Genomic DNA, 15869 nt, shown 5'->3' on the forward strand with positions numbered 1-15869 from the left:
CACCGATCTCGGCCGTGATCGCCGCGGCGGCCGGCGGGGCGGCACGGTGGCGGTGCACGTCCCAGAACGGCCGCAGGTGGCGCAGGAACCGGGCCCGCTCGGTGGACGGCAGGCCGCGCCAGAGATAGCCGATGACCGGGCGAAGCGCGTCGATCACGTCGCGCCAGTCGCGCCCGGCCCGGGCCGCCGCGGCGATCTCGGCCCGGATCCGCCGGGTCAGCCGGGTCAGGGAGGCGAGGTCGGCCGCCGTGAGGTCGGGCACCGGCCAGGGCTTCGTCGGCGCGTGGACGTTCGGCACCAGGCCGCGGCGTGACAGGGCGACGACCGGTCCCGGGAAGCCCCGGCCTCGCAAGGACGAGACCGCGTCGACCATGGTGAGGCCGGTGCCGACGACCAGCACCGGCCGGTCCGGGTGCAGCCGGCCGAACTCCTCCGGCCGCCAGGGGTCGAGCCGGTGGCGGCTCGGCGGCGCGCCCGGGCCGGTGAGGTTGCCCATGGCGAGCACCGCGCCGGCCACCGGGTAGGAGGCTCCGCCCTCGGTGCGCAGGCTGTAGCCGCCCGCCTCCGGGACGAGGTCGGTGACGCCGTCATGGACGAGGTGGAGCCGCGGCGGGCCCGGCGTCACGACCGCCTCGGTCAGGAGCTCCGCCAGGTAGCGGCCGTAGAGCGCGCGCGGCGCGAAGGTGCCGGCCGGCGTCACCACGACCCCCGACCGCTCGCCATCCGGCAGGCGCCCGAGCCAGGCCGAGAAGTGCTCCGGGCGGTCAGGATAGGCGCTCATGTTGGCGGCGCGCAGGTTGAGCAGGTGGGCGGGGGCGTCGGTGCCGTAGGCGAGCCCCCGCCCGAAGCTGCCGGCCTTCTCGCACAGCAGCACCGACCAGGACCGGGGCAGGGCGGAGAGCAGGTGGAGCGCCGCCATGCTGCCGCTGAAGCCGGCGCCGATAACCGCGATGACCGGGTTCATCGAGACTGACCCGTCAGGCGGCGCGCAGCAGGAATGCGAAGGCGGCGAGGATCAGGGTGACGCAGAGCGCCACGATGACGAGCCCGGGGCTCGGCTCGGAGGGATGGAACGGGACGGCCGGATCGGGGAGTTGCGGCATGACCTTCTCGAACGACGCGTGGGGACGGTGGCGCGCCCCGGGGCTCCCCCCGAGGCGCGGCGAGGATCAGAAGTCCGGGGCGGCCGGGGCCGGCAGGGCGGGCTTGTCCTTCGGCCGGTCGGCGACGAGGGCTTCCGTGGTGACGAGCAGGCCCGCCACCGAGGCCGCGTCCTGGAGCGCGGTGCGCACCACCTTGACCGGGTCGACGATGCCGGCCTCGATCAGGTCGAGGTAGGTCTCGGCCTGCGCGTCGAAGCCCCAGGTGTCGGAGTCGCTCTCGGCGACCTTCGCGACCACGATCGAGCCCTCGACCCCGGCATTGGCGGCGATCTGGCGGATCGGGGCTTCGAGCGCCCTCGAGACGATCTTGATCCCGGCCGTGACGTCCGGGTTGCCGCCCTGAAGCGCCGCGACGGCGCCGCGGGCGCGCAGCAGCGCGGTGCCGCCGCCCGGCACGATGCCCTCCTCGATCGCCGCCCGGGTGGCGTTCAACGCGTCGTCGACCCGGTCCTTGCGCTCCTTGACCTCGACCTCGGTGGCGCCGCCGACCCGCAGCACCGCGACGCCGCCCGACAGCTTGGCGAGACGCTCCTGGAGCTTCTCGCGGTCGTAGTCGGAGGTGGTCTCCTCGATCTGTCCTTTGATCTGGGCGACGCGGGACGCGATCTCCGAGGCCTCGCCGGCGCCGTCGACGATCGTGGTGGTCTCCTTGTCGATCCGCACCCGCTTGGCGCGGCCGAGATCGGCGAGCGTCACGCTCTCGAGCTTGATGCCCAGCTCCTCGGAGATCGTCTGGCCCTTGGTCAGGATCGCGATGTCCTCGAGGATCGCCTTGCGCCGGTCGCCGAAGCCCGGCGCCTTCACGGCCGCGACCTTCAGGCCGCCGCGCAGCTTGTTGACGACGAGCGTCGCCAGGGCCTCGCCCTCGATGTCCTCCGCGATGACGAGGAGCGGCCGGCCGGACTGCACCACGGCCTCGAGCACCGGCAGCAGCGGCTGGAGCGAGGACAGCTTCTTCTCGTGGATCAGGATATAGGGGTCGTCGAGCTCGACGGTCAGCTTCTCGGGATTGGTGACGAAGTACGGCGAGAGGTAGCCGCGGTCGAATTGCAGGCCCTCGACCACGTCGAGCTCGGTCTCGGCGGTGCGCGCCTCCTCGACCGTGATCACGCCCTCCTTGCCGACCTTCTCGACGGCCTGCGCGATCAGCCGGCCGATCTCGGCATCGCCGTTGGCCGAGATGGTGCCGACCTGCGCGATGGCGTCCGATGTCGTGACCTTGCGGGCGCGGCTCGCCACGTCCTTCACCGCCGCGGCGACCGCGAGGTCGATGCCGCGCTTGAGGTCGAGGGGGTTGAGGTTGGCGGCCACCGCCTTCGCGCCCTCCTTGACGATGGCCTGGGCCAGAACCGTCGCGGTGGTGGTGCCGTCGCCGGCCAGATCGTTGGTCTTCGAGGCGACCTCGCGCAGGAATTGGGCGCCGAGATTCTCGAACCGGTCCTCCAGCTCGATCTCCTTGGCGACGGTGACGCCGTCCTTGGTGATCCGGGGTGCCCCGAAGCTCTTCTCGATCACGACGTTGCGGCCCTTCGGGCCGAGCGTGACCTTGACCGCATCGGCCAGGATGTCGACGCCGCGCAACAGGCGCTCGCGGGCGTCGGCGGAGAATTTCACGTCCTTGGCAGCCATGTCGTCTGGTCCTTCTCGAGACTGTCGGCGGTCAGGCCGCGATCACGCCGAGGATGTCGGCTTCCTTGAGGATCAAGAGGTCCTCGCCGTCGATCTTGACCTCGGTGCCGGACCACTTGCCGAACAGCACCCGGTCGCCAGCCTTCACGTCGAGGGGCGTCGGGGTGCCGTGGTCGTCCCGGGCGCCGGGGCCGACGGCGACGACCTCGCCCTCCTGCGGCTTCTCCTTGGCGGTCTCGGGAATGATGATGCCGCCCTTGGTCTTCTCCTCGCCGTCGAGGCGGCGCAGCAGCACGCGGTCATGCAGGGGCCGAAAGGCCATCGGTGGAGCCTCCTGATCGGGAATGACGACCGGACGGGCCCGCATCGGGGGCCGCATCCGATGGCCCAAGGGTGTCCGGACGCGTTCGCCCCGTCAACGAGATTGTTCTTTTTAAAGAACTCCGTTGCGGAGAGGATCGACCTTGAAACGGCGGGCGAATCGAGAAGATTGTCTGCCGTGACCGCGAAAGGGTCCGATTCTGACCGGAAAGGCGGCGGTCCGTGCGGGCCATGCCGGGAGCCGGCTCGCCCCGTCGAGGGCGTGTCGTTCGGTATCCCGAACGCAGGCGGGATCGTTGCGCCGGGCCCCTCACGGCGATGCCGGCGTCGCTCGAGCGGGCACGCCTCGGTCCCCGTCCTTGCGCGTCACGACGTCCGGCGAAACGTCGGAGCCCGTGACCAGAGGAAGGATCCCCGGTCGCGCGTGCGGCCGTGGACCGGCACATCGACCGAGGCGGCGCTCATGCGCAGGCGGGACGTGAGACGGGCGCTGCCGGCAGGAGAGAGATTTGGGCCATGTTCTTTTAAAAGAATATGGCCCGCCGGGCCTGTGCGAGATTTTTCGGGGCATGATCAATCTCGCAATTCAAAAGAGATGATTTTCATGGTTTTCCTCCGCAGAGAGCCAATGGCAGCAGATAATTTCTTCAACGCTCGTTCTTTAAAAAGAACATTTTTGTTGACCAGCCGGTGCGGCGTGGGGAAATTGGTGCCCCGTGAGAGCCTGCCCAACCGTGCCGGGGACCGATCGATGCCGGAGACGCAGCACACAGCAACCAGCCTTCGGAGTGCCGGGCCCGCAAAGGCTGCCCGCGGCCGACACGTCCTGGTGATCGGGGCGAGCGCGGGCGGCCTGGGGCTGGCCTCTCACCTGCTGCGCCGCGAGGCGCGGGTGCAGGTCACCGTGATCGAGACACAGCCCTCGCGCTGTCGCCGCCTGCGCCGTGGCGAGTTCGCGGCCCTGCTCTCTGCGGAGATGGGGCCGCTGCCTTTGGGCCCCCTGCACCTCATCGAGGCGCTGGAGCGGCATGCCGGGCGTCTCCACGTCGCCGAGACGACCTGCCTGTCCGTCGCCGCCACGCCGCAGGGCGTGGCGGCGCGGGCGGCAGATGGGACCACCTATCTCGGGCGCGCCGCCGTCCTGGCCTTCGCCCTGCAACCGCCGGCCCCGACCGCTCCGCCGCGCGGAGAGGCGACTTCCATCCGCGCGCTGCGGCTCGACCCGGCCGACCTGCCCCTCGGGACCGGAGCCGCCGCCCTGGTGCGTGCCCTGCGGACGCTGGTGCGGCAGGCGGGAGACCGCGGGGTCGGCCTCGACGAGGCGGTGGCGGGTTTACGCCTGAGCGCCCCCGCCCTCTGGCACGATCTGCCGGACGAGGCGCGCGAGCGCCTGCTGCGTCATGGCCGGCGGGCCTGGGAGCGGGTCCTCGGCGGCGACGCAACCGGTCCGGCGACGCGCCGCGACGCGCCAAGGCCGAAGGCCCTCCTGCGCGACCTCGTCGTACGCGGGCTCCTGCTGCCGCGCGCCACCGGCCTCGCCGTCGCGCCGGGAGCGGCCGACCGGCTCTTCGCCGGGCATCCGGCGGACCTGATGCCCTACGCGGCACCCCGCCTCCTCGACCTCGATGCCGCCTGCGCCTGGCTCGCCGGGCGCGTCGCCCTCGCCGGGCGCGTCGGGGAGGGGGCCGTCGCGCCGGCCGAGGCGCGAGAGGACGCGGCGCTCAGATGTGGTAGGTGAAGCCTGCCTCGGCCTCCGCCTGCGGCAACGCCCGCATCTGTTCGAGCGTCAGGTTGTCGAGGATGCCCGCGATGCTGTTGCGCACCGCCAGCATCGTGAGACGCACCGCGCAGGCCGCCTCGTCGGCGCAATCCTCGCAGGGGCGATAGGCGGTGCGGCTGGCGCAGGGAAGCGGCGCCAGCGGGCCGTCGAGGGCGCGCACGACGTGGCCGATGCGGATCTCCTCGGCCGGGCGCGCCAGGGCGTAGCCGCCGCCCGGCCCCTTCTTGCTGTGCACGAAGCCGGCATTGCGCAGGTCGCCCAGGATCGCGTCGAGGAATTTTTTTGGAATCCGATGCGCCTCGGCGATCTCGGCGACGCCGATGCGGGCGCCCGGCGGCAGCCCGGCGAGGTGGACCATCGCCTTGAGCCCGTACTTGCCCTTGTTGGTGAGCATCGTCGTCCTGCGTGTGGCGGAGGTCAGCGCGAGAGGCGGGCCGGCAAGCGGTGCCGGAGAGATAGGGATTTGTCGATCCGTTCGGTAGACTTCCTCCCGGGGCGATGCCGGTGCGGCATGCGGGAGACGCCTGCAGCCAGCGGAGACCCTTATAGTTCATAAAAATGATTGACTATATAGTCTTTCCGCGCGAAAACCGCGCCGCCGGCGGATGCAGCCCGGCGCTTCCGAACGAGGCTGACGGCATGGCGCATGGCGACGCCGCCCGCTGGCGGCGCTCGGCGAGGAGTGGCTCGCCTCGGCCGCGGCGTCGGCAGCCCGATCATCCGGGCGCGAGCGCTTCCGGAGAGGATCAGGCGCTGCCCGGCGCGTGATCCTCGGCCTCGTCGGCTTCCTGCCCAATGCCGCCGCCGCATCGCTCGCCGCCCGTGCGCTGCGGTGGCGCACCGTCTGAAGGATGTCTTCATGCCACCAACCTCCGTCCCGCTCTTCGGGCGCCGGAGCTTCCTCGCCGGGGCGCTCGGCGTCGGCGGCAGCGCGCTCGCCGCCGAGGGACCGCCGCAGGTCCCGGCACTCCAGGTTCCGCTTTGGACCCGCGAGCCGGGCAGGGGCGTCGCCAGCCCCGGCTACGGCGTGCCCTCCTCCTTCGAGCGCCTCACCCGCAAGCCGCGCACATCCCCGGCCTTCCCGGGTGCCGCCTCGGCCGGCACGCCGCTCCAGCACCTCCACGGCACGATCACCCCGAGCGGGCTGCATTTCGAGCGCCACCACGGCGGCGTGCCGGCGATCGACCCCGGGCAGCACCGCCTGGTGGTGCACGGCCTCGTCGAGCGCCCCCTGATCCTGACCATGGACGACCTCGTCCGCTTCCCCAGCGTGTCGCGGCTGCACTTCCTCGAATGCTCGGGCAACACCCCGGCCTGGCAGAAGACCAACCCGGCCTGGACGGTGCAGGACACCCACGGGCTCCTCAGCTGCGCCGAGTGGACCGGCGTCGAGCTGGCGACGCTCCTCGACGAGGTCGGGTGCAAGCCCGAAGCCTCCTGGCTGCTGGCGGAAGGGGCGGATGCCGCCGCGATGACCCGCAGCCTGCCGCTCTCGGCCCTCGACGGCGCGATCCTGGCCTATGCCCAGAACGGCGAAGCCTTGCGGCCGGAGCAGGGCTATCCCCTCAGGCTGTTCCTGCCCGGGCTCGAGGGCAATCTCAGCATCAAGTGGCTGCGCCGGATCAAGCTCGGCGACCGGCCGTTCCAGACCCGGGAAGAAACCTCGAAATACACCGACCTGCTGCCCGACGGCACGGCGCGCCAGTTCACCTTCACCATGGAGGCGAAGTCCGTCGTCACCACGCCCTCGGGCGGGCACCGGTTGAAGGAGCCGGGCGCCTACGAGATCTCCGGCCTCGCCTGGTCGGGCCGCGGACGCATCACCGGGGTCGAGGTCTCGGTCGATGGCGGCGCCTCCTGGCGCCCGGCCGCCCTGCAGGAGCCGGTCCTGTCGCGCTGCCTCACCCGCTTCCGGCTACCCTGGCGCTGGGACGGCGGTCCGGCCCTGATCCAGAGCCGCGCCACCGACGAGACCGGCTATCGCCAGCCGACCCGGGGAGCGCTGATCGCCGCCCGCGGCACGAACTCGATCTATCACTTCAACGGCATCTATGGCTGGCAGGTCGCGGCCGGGGGGAGCGTGCGGCATGTGGCGTGAGACCGTCTCCAGGGCCGCCGGCCTCGCGGCGTGCCTCCTCCTTGGCCTCATGCCCGCCGGCCCGGCCTCGGCCGACCCCCTCGGCCCGCATCGCCTCGGCCGGCCGGCGACGCCGGAGGCCATCGCCCCGTGGAACATCGACGTGCGCCCCGACGGCGCCGGCCTGTCGCCCGGCCGCGGCGGCGTCGCGGAGGGACGCGCGATCTATGCCGCCCGCTGCGCAGGCTGCCACGGCGAGGCCGGGCAGGGCGGGGCGGCCGACCGGCTGGTCGGCGGGCAGGGCACGCTCGCAAGCAGCAAGCCCGTGCGGACGGTCGGCAGCTTCTGGCCCTATGCCACGACGTTGTTCGACTACGTGCGCCGGGCGATGCCGTTCGACGCGCCGCAATCGCTGTCCGATGCCGAGGTCTATGCCGTCTCGGCCTACCTCCTGCACCTCAACGGGGTCGTGCCGGCGGATGCCGTCCTGGACGCTGCAAGCCTGCCCGCGGTGGCGATGCCGAACCGGGACGGCTTCGTGGCCGATGCGCGGCCGGACGTGACCGAAAAATGAGACCGCGATGCCCTCGGACCGACTCGTTCGAGGGTGCCGCGGGCCGGGCCGGTCGGGCGCATGTGGAAGGCCAACCGGGCGGGGGGACGAAGCGCTCGCCGGCCCCTCGATGATCTCATACCAGCGGGCCAAGATGCTGACGCATCAACGTCGATCTCGGGCAAGCCCGAGATCGACGAGGCCGTTGACCCATCTCGAATTTCCAACACCAAACCCGGAAGTCAGGGACCTTGGGCTGGGCGACAATTCGAGAACGGAACCAAAGGTCGTTTTCTTTCGACCATCGGCATAAGCATCCGGGCGCGCACGCCGAGCCACTCGTCGGTCGCCTGGACGAGCTGCCCGCCCGGCGCCGAGGCGAAGCCCGCCGGATGGCCGAGGGCGTGCTCGGCAGGATCGCGCACGTCGAGGGTGCAGAGCGTGCGCGTCTCGGCCTCGGCGCGGAAGCCGCGCCGGCGCCCCGGAGCGTCGCCCGATCGTCGCGCGACCGGGCGACGCCGCGCGTCAGCGCCGCGGCAGGGTGTGCAGCGCCTTGAGGAACACGTCGACGTCCTCGCGGGTGTTGTAGAAGGCGAGCGAGGCCCGGATCGACTGGTCGACGCCGAAGCGGCGCAGGGCCGGCTGCGCGCAGTGATGGCCCGAGCGCACCGCGATGCCGTGCCGGTCGAGATGGTGGGCGACCGTCGCGTTCTCGAAGCCCTCGATCACGAACGACATCACGCTCGCCTTCTCGCGCGCCGTCCCGATCAGGCGCAGGCCCTTCACCTCGGCCAGCCCCTCCTGGGCATATTCGAGCAGGTCGTGCTCGTAGGCCGCGATGCCGGGAAGGCCGACGCCCTCCAGGTAGTCGAGGGCGGCACCCAGACCCACTGCGCCCGCGATGTCCGGGGTGCCGGCCTCGAACTTCTCCGGCGCGCCCTTGTAGACGGTCCGGGTGAAGGTGACGTCCTCGATCATGTGGCCGCCGCCCTGCCAGGGCGGCATCGCCGCGAGGAGGTGGCTCTTGCCGTAGAGCGCGCCGATCCCGGTCGGGCCGAACACCTTGTGGCCGGAGAAGACCAGGAAGTCGGCGTCGAGCGCCTGCACGTCGATCGGGAGGTGCGGTGTCGATTGCGCGGCATCGACCAGCACCGGCACGCCGTAGGCGTGGGCGAGGGCGATGATCTCCCGGATCGGGTTCACCGTGCCGAGCGCGTTGGCGACGTGGGTCACCGAGACGATCTTCGTGCGGCCCGACAGCAGGGCGGCGTATTGCTCGAAGATGATCTCGCCGCGGTCGTTGACCGGGATCACCCGGAGCGTCGCCCCGGTCGCCTGCGCCAGCAACTGCCAGGGCACGATGTTGGCGTGGTGCTCGATCGTCGAGACGATGATCTCGTCGCCCGGGCCGATATTCGCCCGGCCATACGAGTTGGCGACGAGGTTGATGCCCTCGGTGGTGCCGCGCAGGAAGACGATGTCGTCCTTGCTCGGCGCGTTGAGGAAGCGGCGGGTCTTCTCGCGGCCGCCCTCGAACAGGTCGGTCGCCCGCGCCGCGAGCGTGTGCGCCGCCCGGTGGATGTTCGAGTTGTGGCGGCCGTAGAACTCAGCTGTCGCGTCGATGACGCTCTGCGGCTTGTGGGTGGTGGCGGCGTTGTCGAGCCAGACCAGCCGGTGGCCGTTCACGCTCTGGTGCAGGGCCGGGAAGTCCCGGCGCACGCGCTCGACGTCGAAGGGCGCCGCGGCCGGGCTCGATCCGAGGGCGACCGCCCGCGGGGCCGGGCCCTCATGGCGTGACGGTTCGACACGCGGCCGGGCCGCCTGCCGTCCGCCGCGCGCCGGGGCGGGAGCGAGGAAGTAGTAATCGGACTCCGCCGAGGGCACGGGAGGCACGACGTCCCCGCCGGCTCGCGCGGGATCCGCCGGGACGAGCGCCGGCGCCACCGCCTGCGCGAAGGCGTGGGCGCGCGGGTGGTCGGCGGCGATCTGCCGGTAGAGGTCGGTGCCGCCGGGCAGGCCGGCCGCGACCTCGGCGAGGCTCGGCACGGCGTATTCGGGCAGGCCCTTCGGGCGCAGCGGGTCGCTCAGCGGATGCACCGGGGCGATCGCGCCGAGATCGAGGACGTTCGCGCCGGTCGGCGCCGGATTGGCGCCGAGGGGTTTCGCGGCCGAGGGGCCGGTCAGGCCCGGCAGGCCGACCGGGGGCGCCCCGAAGGACCGGGCACCGAGGGCGGACAGGCCGGGCTCGACTCCCGAGGGGGTGGCCCCGGCCGGAGCCGGGGACGAGGGGAGCGCCGAGAAAGCCTGCGGGACCTGAGGGCCCGCCGGCAGCGTCGGGGCGACGGGGGCGCTGGCGGCCTGGCCCTGCCCGTAGATCTCGCGGGCGAGGCGCCCGACGAGATCCGCGTGGGCGAGCTCGGCCGGCGTCCCGGAGGGGATGCCGGACGGCGCCTCAAGCATAGTCATGGTAATTGCCGAGCAGCACGTTATCGAGACGGGCGATCGCATCCTCGACCAGCACCGCGGCCGAGAAGTAGCGCGTCACGAGGTGCGAGGCGATCGAGTGGTCGTTGGTGCCCATGTAGCGCACCGACAGGCCGGGCTCGATCTCGCCGGTCACGCCCGACTTGTGCAGGCCGACCACGCCCTGCTCGCCCTCGCCAACGCGCAGGAGCAGGATCGAGGTGGTCTGGGCGCCGGTCACCGGGTCGATGTCGATCGGCAGCTTGTCGCTGGGGACGAGCGGCACGCCGCGCCAGGTGATGAAGGGCGCACCGAACAGATGCACCACCACCGGCGGCACGCCGCGGCGGGTCGCCTCCCGGCCGAAGGCCGCGATGGCGCGGGGATGCGCGACGAAGAAGGCGGGCTTCTTCCAGACCAGGGTCAGCAGCTCGTCGAGGTCGTCCGGGGTCGGCGGACCGCCGCGGGTCGGGATGCGCTGACGCCCGGCGACCTCATGCAGCAGGCCGAACTGCGAGTTGTTCAGCAGCTCCCACTCCTCGCGCTCCTTCACGGCATCGACCGTGAGGCGGATCTGCTCGCGCAGCTGGTCGATCTCGTTGGAGTAGAGGTCGGTGACGCGGGTATGGGTGTTGAGGATCGTCTGGATCGTCGAGAGGTGATACTCGCGCGGATCGAGTTCGTAATCGACGAAGGTGGTCGGCAGGCGCGGCTCGCCGGTATGGACCGCCAGCAGCTCGATGCCCTGCTCGCCGTAGGAGTTGGTGTGACCCTTGAGCCGGTCGCGCTCCTCGCGGTGCTGGGCGATGCGCGAGGCGATGGCCTCGTCCTCGATCGCGGCGCGGTCGAGGGTGAGCAGCGTCACCGCCGAGAGCGCCTTGACGGCGGGAGCGGGCGCGACCTCGCCGACGAGGTCGCCGTCGCCGAAATAGTCGCCGCGGGTGGCGAGACCCTGGCGCAGGCGGCCCTTGTAGGGACCCGACAAGGTCAGTTCGACGGTGCCGTCGGCAACCACGACGAGGCTGCGGCCGGTCGAGCCCTCCTCGGCGATGACGTCGCCGGCCTGGTGGCGGCTCTCGGTGAACTTGCCCGCCAGCGCCGCCAGCTCGGCATCGCCGAGGCGGCTGAACAGCGGCACGGCGCGCAGCGAGCCGGCCTTGACACTGCGGGTCTCACCCTCGGCCGCGAGGTCGATGCGGCCGGGCTTGGCCAGCACGACGGCGCGGCGGTTGACCCGGTAGACGCCGCCCGCGACGTCGACGAAGGGCAGGAGCCTCAGGAGGAAGCGCGGCGTGTTGGCCGCGTTCTGGACCGAGGTGACGGTCGCCGTGGCGAGATTGCGTGCAGCTGAGGCGCTGACGCTCAAACCCGGTCCGCTCATCGTATTTCGTCTCCGTGTCGCCATGGGGGCCCGTTCCCGGCCCGGCATTCCGCGTAGAGAGACGCCGGCATTCGACCCCGTCCGCAAGGGATCGCAAGTCGCAGAAAGACATCGTCAGTCGATAATCTTGCCCGGCGCAGCATCTCGATCGGTGCGATGGCGGCTGACACTTCTGAATTCTGAAATGTCCTGCCGTCCCGCTTCCGCAGCGATAGCGGCTGGCGGGCGCCGGAGTCAATAGAATGTTTTTTCGCTTATTGGTGAGTTGTAGAGCTAAAATTTTCTCTACGTCGCCTAATGAATAAAATCCGTCCCTTTCTGGCGAAGAGCGTGGAATATTTTTTCGTGCGGCCGCGACTGTGGGGCGCCCGCGCGATGAACCGTCTTCCGGGGCGGTGCCTCGGGTTGCCTCAGATTCCCTCGCCGAAGAACTGGTCCATGGTCAGGGCCGGCTCCTCCGAGCGCGGGATGCGCGACACCACCCGGGCCGGCACCCCCGCCACGGTGGTGTGGGGCGGCACCTCGTGCAGCACCACCGCGGCGGCCGCGACCTTGGCGCCCTCGCCGACCCGGATGTTGCCGAGCACCTTGGCGCCGACGCTCAGCAGCACCCCGCGCTCGATCTTGGGGTGGCGGTCGCCGCTCTCCTTGCCGTTGCCGCCGAGCGTCACCGATTGCAGGATCGACACGTCGTCGGCGACCATCGTGGTCTCGCCGATGACGACGCCGGTGGCGTGGTCGATGAACACGCCGGAGCCGATCCGCGCCGCCGGGTGGATGTCGCAGCCGAACACCTCCGAGATCCGGCTCTGGACGTGGAGGGCCAGCGTCATCCGGCCCCGGTGCCAGAGCCAGTGGGCGACCCGGTAGCCCTCGAGGGCGGCGAAGCCCTTGTAGAACAGGAACGGATCCAGGTAGCGGCGGCAGGTCGGGTCGCGCTCGCGGATGGCGATCAGGTCGCGGACCGCATGGGCGCCGGCATGGGGGTCGGCCTCGAAGGCGGCGAGGCAGAGGTCGCGCATCGCCAGCCGGGCGAGGTCGCCGTCGCCGAGCCGGTGGGCGAGGCGGTAGGCGAGGGCCTCGGCGAGGCCGCGCTGGTCGAGGATCGTTGCCTGGATGATCCCGGCATAGAGCGGCTCCTCGATCAAAGCCGCCTCCGCCTCGGCGCGCAGCTCGGCCCAGACATCGGCCTCCGCCATGCTGTGGCTCGTCGCGCGCAAGGGGGGCTGATGCAGCGCCGACGCGCCCGCGCCGAGCGCGGATGACGGCACCGGCCGCGTGAACGGGTCGGCCGACAGTACCGAATCCATGCTGGTGGGATCTTCCCTTTGGTCAGGCCGTCGAATCGACTACCGAAAGACGACAACTGCCAATGCCGCCCTTGCAGACACGAAGCCGAGGGCTCGCGCAAGCCCCCCTGGCCCCGGAATGGCCCGGCCCGGCAACGGCACCCCAGAGCGGGGCGGTTCCCGGCTCTGGAAAGACCGGGGTCCGGCGTGGACCGTCCGAACCCCGGAGCGTGGCTGCTACTGCACGCGCCGGAACAGGTCCGGCAGGTAGCGCTGCAGGGTCTCGTGACCGTCGAACTTGACGTCGACGGTCGGCGTGAGGCTGCCCTGGCCGTGGATGCCGACGATCCGACCCTTCGCGTTGCGCCAGATGCCCAACGCGTCGGCGAGGTCGAGCCGCTCGAACACCACCTCGTCCCCGCTCGCCATCGTCGCCGAAGCCATGGCCTGATCCTCCGGGTGCGCTCCCGCCGCGACCCGATTCCTCTCGAGGACCGGTAGGGAAGAACGTCCTCCCACCCCCGCGAGACCGGAGAAGGGCGTGATCGCGATTCGCGCAGCTGAGAGCATTTGCTTCGCTAACCTATTGAACTAACTCGATAATCTACGAAACAACCGGTTTGCGCAAGCCTTGTTCGACGGGCAATGCCTCGACCCGACGCCTGCCGCGGCGTCCGGGCCGGGCGGATCATCGCCGACGACGCCCCGGTCACGGTCGCGGACGGCCTCAAGGTGCCGCTCAAGGAGCTGACCTGGCACTTCGTCCACCGCCACGTCACCGACGTGCTCACCGCCTCGGAAGCCGAGATCGTCGCGGCGACGAAGCTGATCTGGAAGCGGATGAAAATCGTCGTCAAGCCGTCGAGCGCCGTCCCGCTCGCGACGACCCTGAAGACTCCCGGAATCTTCGCCGGCAAGCGCGTGGGGGTGATCCTCACCGGCGGAACCGTCGACCGCCTGCCTTGGCCATGAGCAGACTTTGGCCATGAGCAGACTTTGGCCATGAGCAAACTTTGGCCAGGAGCAAACTTGGGCCAGGAGCAAACTTGGGCCATGACCAACTTTTTCCAGTGAACAAACTTTGGCAGCGAAGGAGACGAACGCCATGACCGTCGCGATGAAGCCCGCCCCGGCTCCCGCCGATCCCTTCGCCGGCCTCGAGGTCGGCTACGACGTCCCGGCCCTTCCCGGGATGCGCGAGGACGAGATCCAGACGCCCTGCCTGATCCTCGATCTCGACGCGCTGGAGCGCAACATCCGCAAGATGGGCGACTATGCCCGCGCCCACGGCATGCGCCACCGCGCCCACGGCAAGATGCACAAGTCGGTCGACGTGCTGCGCCTGCAGCAGGAGATCGGCGGCGCCGTCGGCGTCTGCTGCCAGAAGGTCTCGGAGGCCGAGGTGTTCGCACGCGCCGGGATCACCGACATCCTGGTCTCGAACGAAGTGCGCGACCCCGCCAAGATCGACCGGCTGGCGCGGCTGCCGCGCTACGGCGCCCGGGTCATCGTCTGCGTCGACGATCCGGCCAACGTGGCCGACCTCTCCGCGGCGGCGACGCGGCACGCCACCACGCTCGACTGCTTCGTCGAGATCGATTGCGGGGCGGGCCGCTGCGGCGTCAGGACCGCAGCGGAGGTGGTGGCGATCGCCAAGGCGATTGAGGCCGCCCCCCATCTGAGATTCGCCGGGCTCCAGGCCTATCAGGGGGCGATGCAGCACCTCGAACGCTACGAGGAGCGGCGCGCCGAGCTCGACGCCGCCATCGCGCAGGTCAGGGAGGCGATCGGCGCCCTCAAGGCGGAAGGGCTCGACCCCGAGCTGGTCAGCGGCGGCGGCACCGGAAGCTACTATTTCGAGAGCGGCTCGGGCGTCTACAACGAGCTTCAATGCGGCAGCTACGCCTTCATGGATGCCGATTACGGCCGGATCCGCGACGGCGACGGCGCGCGCATCGACGCGGGCGAGTGGGAGAACGCACTGTTCATCCTCACCAGCGTGATGAGCCACGCCAAGCCCGACAAGGCGATCTGCGATGCCGGGCTGAAGGCGCAGTCGGTCGATTCCGGCCTGCCGCTCGTCTACGGCCGGAGCGACGTCGCCTACGTCAAGTGCTCGGACGAGCACGGCGTCATCGACGATCCGGACGGCGTGCTCGGGGTCAACGAGAAGCTGCGCCTCGTGCCCGGGCATTGCGACCCGACCTGCAACGTCCACGACTGGTATGTCGGGGTGCGCAACGGACGGGTCGAGACGCTGTGGCCGGTCTCGGCGCGCGGCAAGGCCTATTGAGGCCACCGGCGGCGGCGCAGCCGCCGCGCTTCAAACCTCGATTCGAGAGCGCCACATCATGATCATCGTTCCGGAACGCGAGAGCGCCGGGCTGATCACGCCCGCGGAACGCCTTGCCGCCGTCGAGACGGCCTTCGCCGCCATGACGCCTCGTTCGGCCCGCAACTTCCCCGTCGTGCGCGAGGCGATCGGCCACGCGGACGCCTTCTACGGCTTCAAGTCGGGCTTCGATCGCGAGAGCCTGGCGCTCGGCCTGAGATCCGGCGGCTTCCGGCCCGGCAATGCCGCCCCGGGGACTGACCAACCATCAATCCACCATCGTCCTCTTCGAGGCCGGGACCGGACGGTACCGCGCCGTCGTGGGCGGCAATCTCCTGACGGCCCTGCGCACCGCCGCCTCGGCGATCTCGATCAAGTACCTGGCTCGTCCCGACGCGGCGGTGCTCGGCATGATCGGCGCCGGCCATCAAGCGACCGTCCAGCTGCGCGCCGCCCTCGACCAGCGGCGCTTCGAGCGCGTCCTCGGCTGGAACCCGCACCCGGAGCGGCTCGCCCGCCTCGCCGAGGTGGCGCGCGAGCGCAGCCTCCCGTTCGAGGCCGTCGATCTCGACCGCCTGGGCGCCGAGGCCGACGTGATCGTCACGATCACCTCCTCCTTCGGGCCGATCCTGCGGGCGGCGCAGGTCCGGCGGCGTGAAGCGACGGGCGGTGCGATGCCTCAACGCCCGTCGCCGCGGGGAGAGGCGGGCTCCCGGCGCCAGAACCCGAACAGGTCGAGGCGCGGCGTCTCCCCCCGGGGCTCGACCGCGACCGTCGCCGTGCGGCCGGAGACGAGCCGAACCTCGTCGGCGACGCTGTCGAGCTTGATCCGGACCGGGATGCGCTGGGCGAGGCGCACCCAGGCGAAGGTCGGGTTGACG

13 protein-coding genes and 3 pseudogenes are annotated in these 15869 nt (G+C 71.0%); 6 read left to right on the plus strand and 10 right to left on the minus strand.

Annotated features, from left to right (window positions below; translation table 11 throughout):
• From VQ03_RS27160 to groES, 4 genes are all read right to left on the minus strand, one after another.
• On the minus strand, positions 1–964 hold a 964-nt coding region (locus VQ03_RS27160; RefSeq protein ID WP_048454042.1), incomplete at its 3' end, for an FAD/NAD(P)-binding protein.
• Between the two features lie 13 nt (positions 965–977).
• Positions 978–1103: a hypothetical protein gene (locus VQ03_RS35105; protein WP_280948511.1), complete on the minus strand. Its 126-nt coding sequence runs from the start codon at positions 1101–1103 to the stop codon at positions 978–980.
• A gap of 66 nt (positions 1104–1169) precedes the next feature.
• Entirely contained in the window at positions 1170–2792 is a 1623-nt protein-coding gene (gene groL, locus VQ03_RS27165) for a chaperonin GroEL (protein WP_048454043.1), read from the minus strand.
• A gap of 31 nt (positions 2793–2823) precedes the next feature.
• Entirely contained in the window at positions 2824–3114 is a 291-nt protein-coding gene (groES, locus tag VQ03_RS27170) for a co-chaperone GroES (RefSeq protein ID WP_048454044.1), read from the minus strand.
• Positions 3115–3942: 828 nt separating this feature from the next.
• On the opposite strand from groES, the gene VQ03_RS27175 reads away from it, so the two are divergent.
• Positions 3943–4851: a hypothetical protein gene (locus VQ03_RS27175; RefSeq protein ID WP_053078752.1), complete on the plus strand. Its 909-nt coding sequence runs from the start codon at positions 3943–3945 to the stop codon at positions 4849–4851.
• Here VQ03_RS27175 and VQ03_RS27180 read toward each other — a convergent pair.
• Positions 4835–5287: an RrF2 family transcriptional regulator gene (locus VQ03_RS27180; protein WP_048454045.1), complete on the minus strand. Its 453-nt coding sequence runs from the start codon at positions 5285–5287 to the stop codon at positions 4835–4837. The genes VQ03_RS27175 and VQ03_RS27180 overlap by 17 nt on opposite strands.
• Positions 5288–5752: 465 nt before the next feature.
• On the opposite strand from VQ03_RS27180, the gene soxC reads away from it, so the two are divergent.
• Both soxC and VQ03_RS27190 read left to right on the plus strand, forming a co-directional pair.
• Positions 5753–6991 (plus strand): sulfite dehydrogenase, encoded by a 1239-nt coding sequence (gene soxC / locus VQ03_RS27185; protein ID WP_048454046.1) that lies wholly within the window; start codon positions 5753–5755, stop codon positions 6989–6991.
• The gene (locus VQ03_RS27190; protein WP_048454047.1) at positions 6981–7544 is read left to right on the plus strand and encodes a c-type cytochrome; all 564 of its coding nucleotides are present in this window, start codon (positions 6981–6983) and stop codon (positions 7542–7544) included. Before soxC ends, VQ03_RS27190 begins: the two co-directional genes overlap by 11 nt.
• Positions 7545–8048: 504 nt before the next feature.
• Here VQ03_RS27190 and VQ03_RS27195 read toward each other — a convergent pair.
• The 4 genes from VQ03_RS27195 to VQ03_RS27210 form a co-directional block, all read right to left on the minus strand.
• Positions 8049–9989, minus strand: coding sequence for a family 2A encapsulin nanocompartment cargo protein cysteine desulfurase (locus VQ03_RS27195; RefSeq protein WP_048454048.1), 1941 nt, complete (start codon positions 9987–9989; stop codon positions 8049–8051).
• Positions 9976–11367 carry a family 2B encapsulin nanocompartment shell protein gene (locus tag VQ03_RS35110; RefSeq protein WP_048454049.1) on the minus strand — a complete coding sequence of 464 codons (1392 nt, stop codon included), beginning with the start codon at positions 11365–11367 and terminating at the stop codon, positions 9976–9978. Before VQ03_RS35110 ends, VQ03_RS27195 begins: the two co-directional genes overlap by 14 nt.
• 410 nt (positions 11368–11777) lie before the next feature.
• Entirely contained in the window at positions 11778–12566 is a 789-nt protein-coding gene (gene cysE, locus VQ03_RS27205; RefSeq protein WP_048454052.1) for a serine O-acetyltransferase, read from the minus strand.
• Between the two features lie 327 nt (positions 12567–12893).
• A complete protein-coding gene (locus VQ03_RS27210; RefSeq protein WP_048454050.1) occupies positions 12894–13100 on the minus strand; it encodes a hypothetical protein in 207 nt (68 codons plus the stop codon).
• 213 nt (positions 13101–13313) lie between these two features.
• Between VQ03_RS27210 and VQ03_RS27215 the strand changes: the two are divergent.
• The 3 genes and pseudogenes from VQ03_RS27215 to VQ03_RS27225 all read left to right on the plus strand — a co-directional run.
• Positions 13314–13628 (plus strand): annotated as a pseudogene (locus tag VQ03_RS27215) (pyridoxal-phosphate dependent enzyme); the annotation flags it as partial.
• 133 nt (positions 13629–13761) lie between these two features.
• Positions 13762–14949, plus strand: coding sequence for a 3-hydroxy-D-aspartate aldolase BhcC (bhcC, locus tag VQ03_RS27220; protein WP_245292209.1), 1188 nt, complete (start codon positions 13762–13764; stop codon positions 14947–14949).
• A 58-nt stretch (positions 14950–15007) separates the two neighbouring features.
• Positions 15008–15638 (plus strand): annotated as a pseudogene (locus VQ03_RS27225) (ornithine cyclodeaminase family protein); the annotation flags it as partial.
• Between the two features lie 29 nt (positions 15639–15667).
• Here VQ03_RS27225 and VQ03_RS34810 read toward each other — a convergent pair.
• Positions 15668–15869, minus strand: a pseudogene (locus tag VQ03_RS34810) (efflux transporter periplasmic adaptor subunit); the annotation flags it as partial.

The organism is Methylobacterium tarhaniae (assembly GCF_001043955.1).
In the GTDB taxonomy this organism is placed as follows: Bacteria; Pseudomonadota; Alphaproteobacteria; order Rhizobiales; family Beijerinckiaceae; genus Methylobacterium; species Methylobacterium tarhaniae.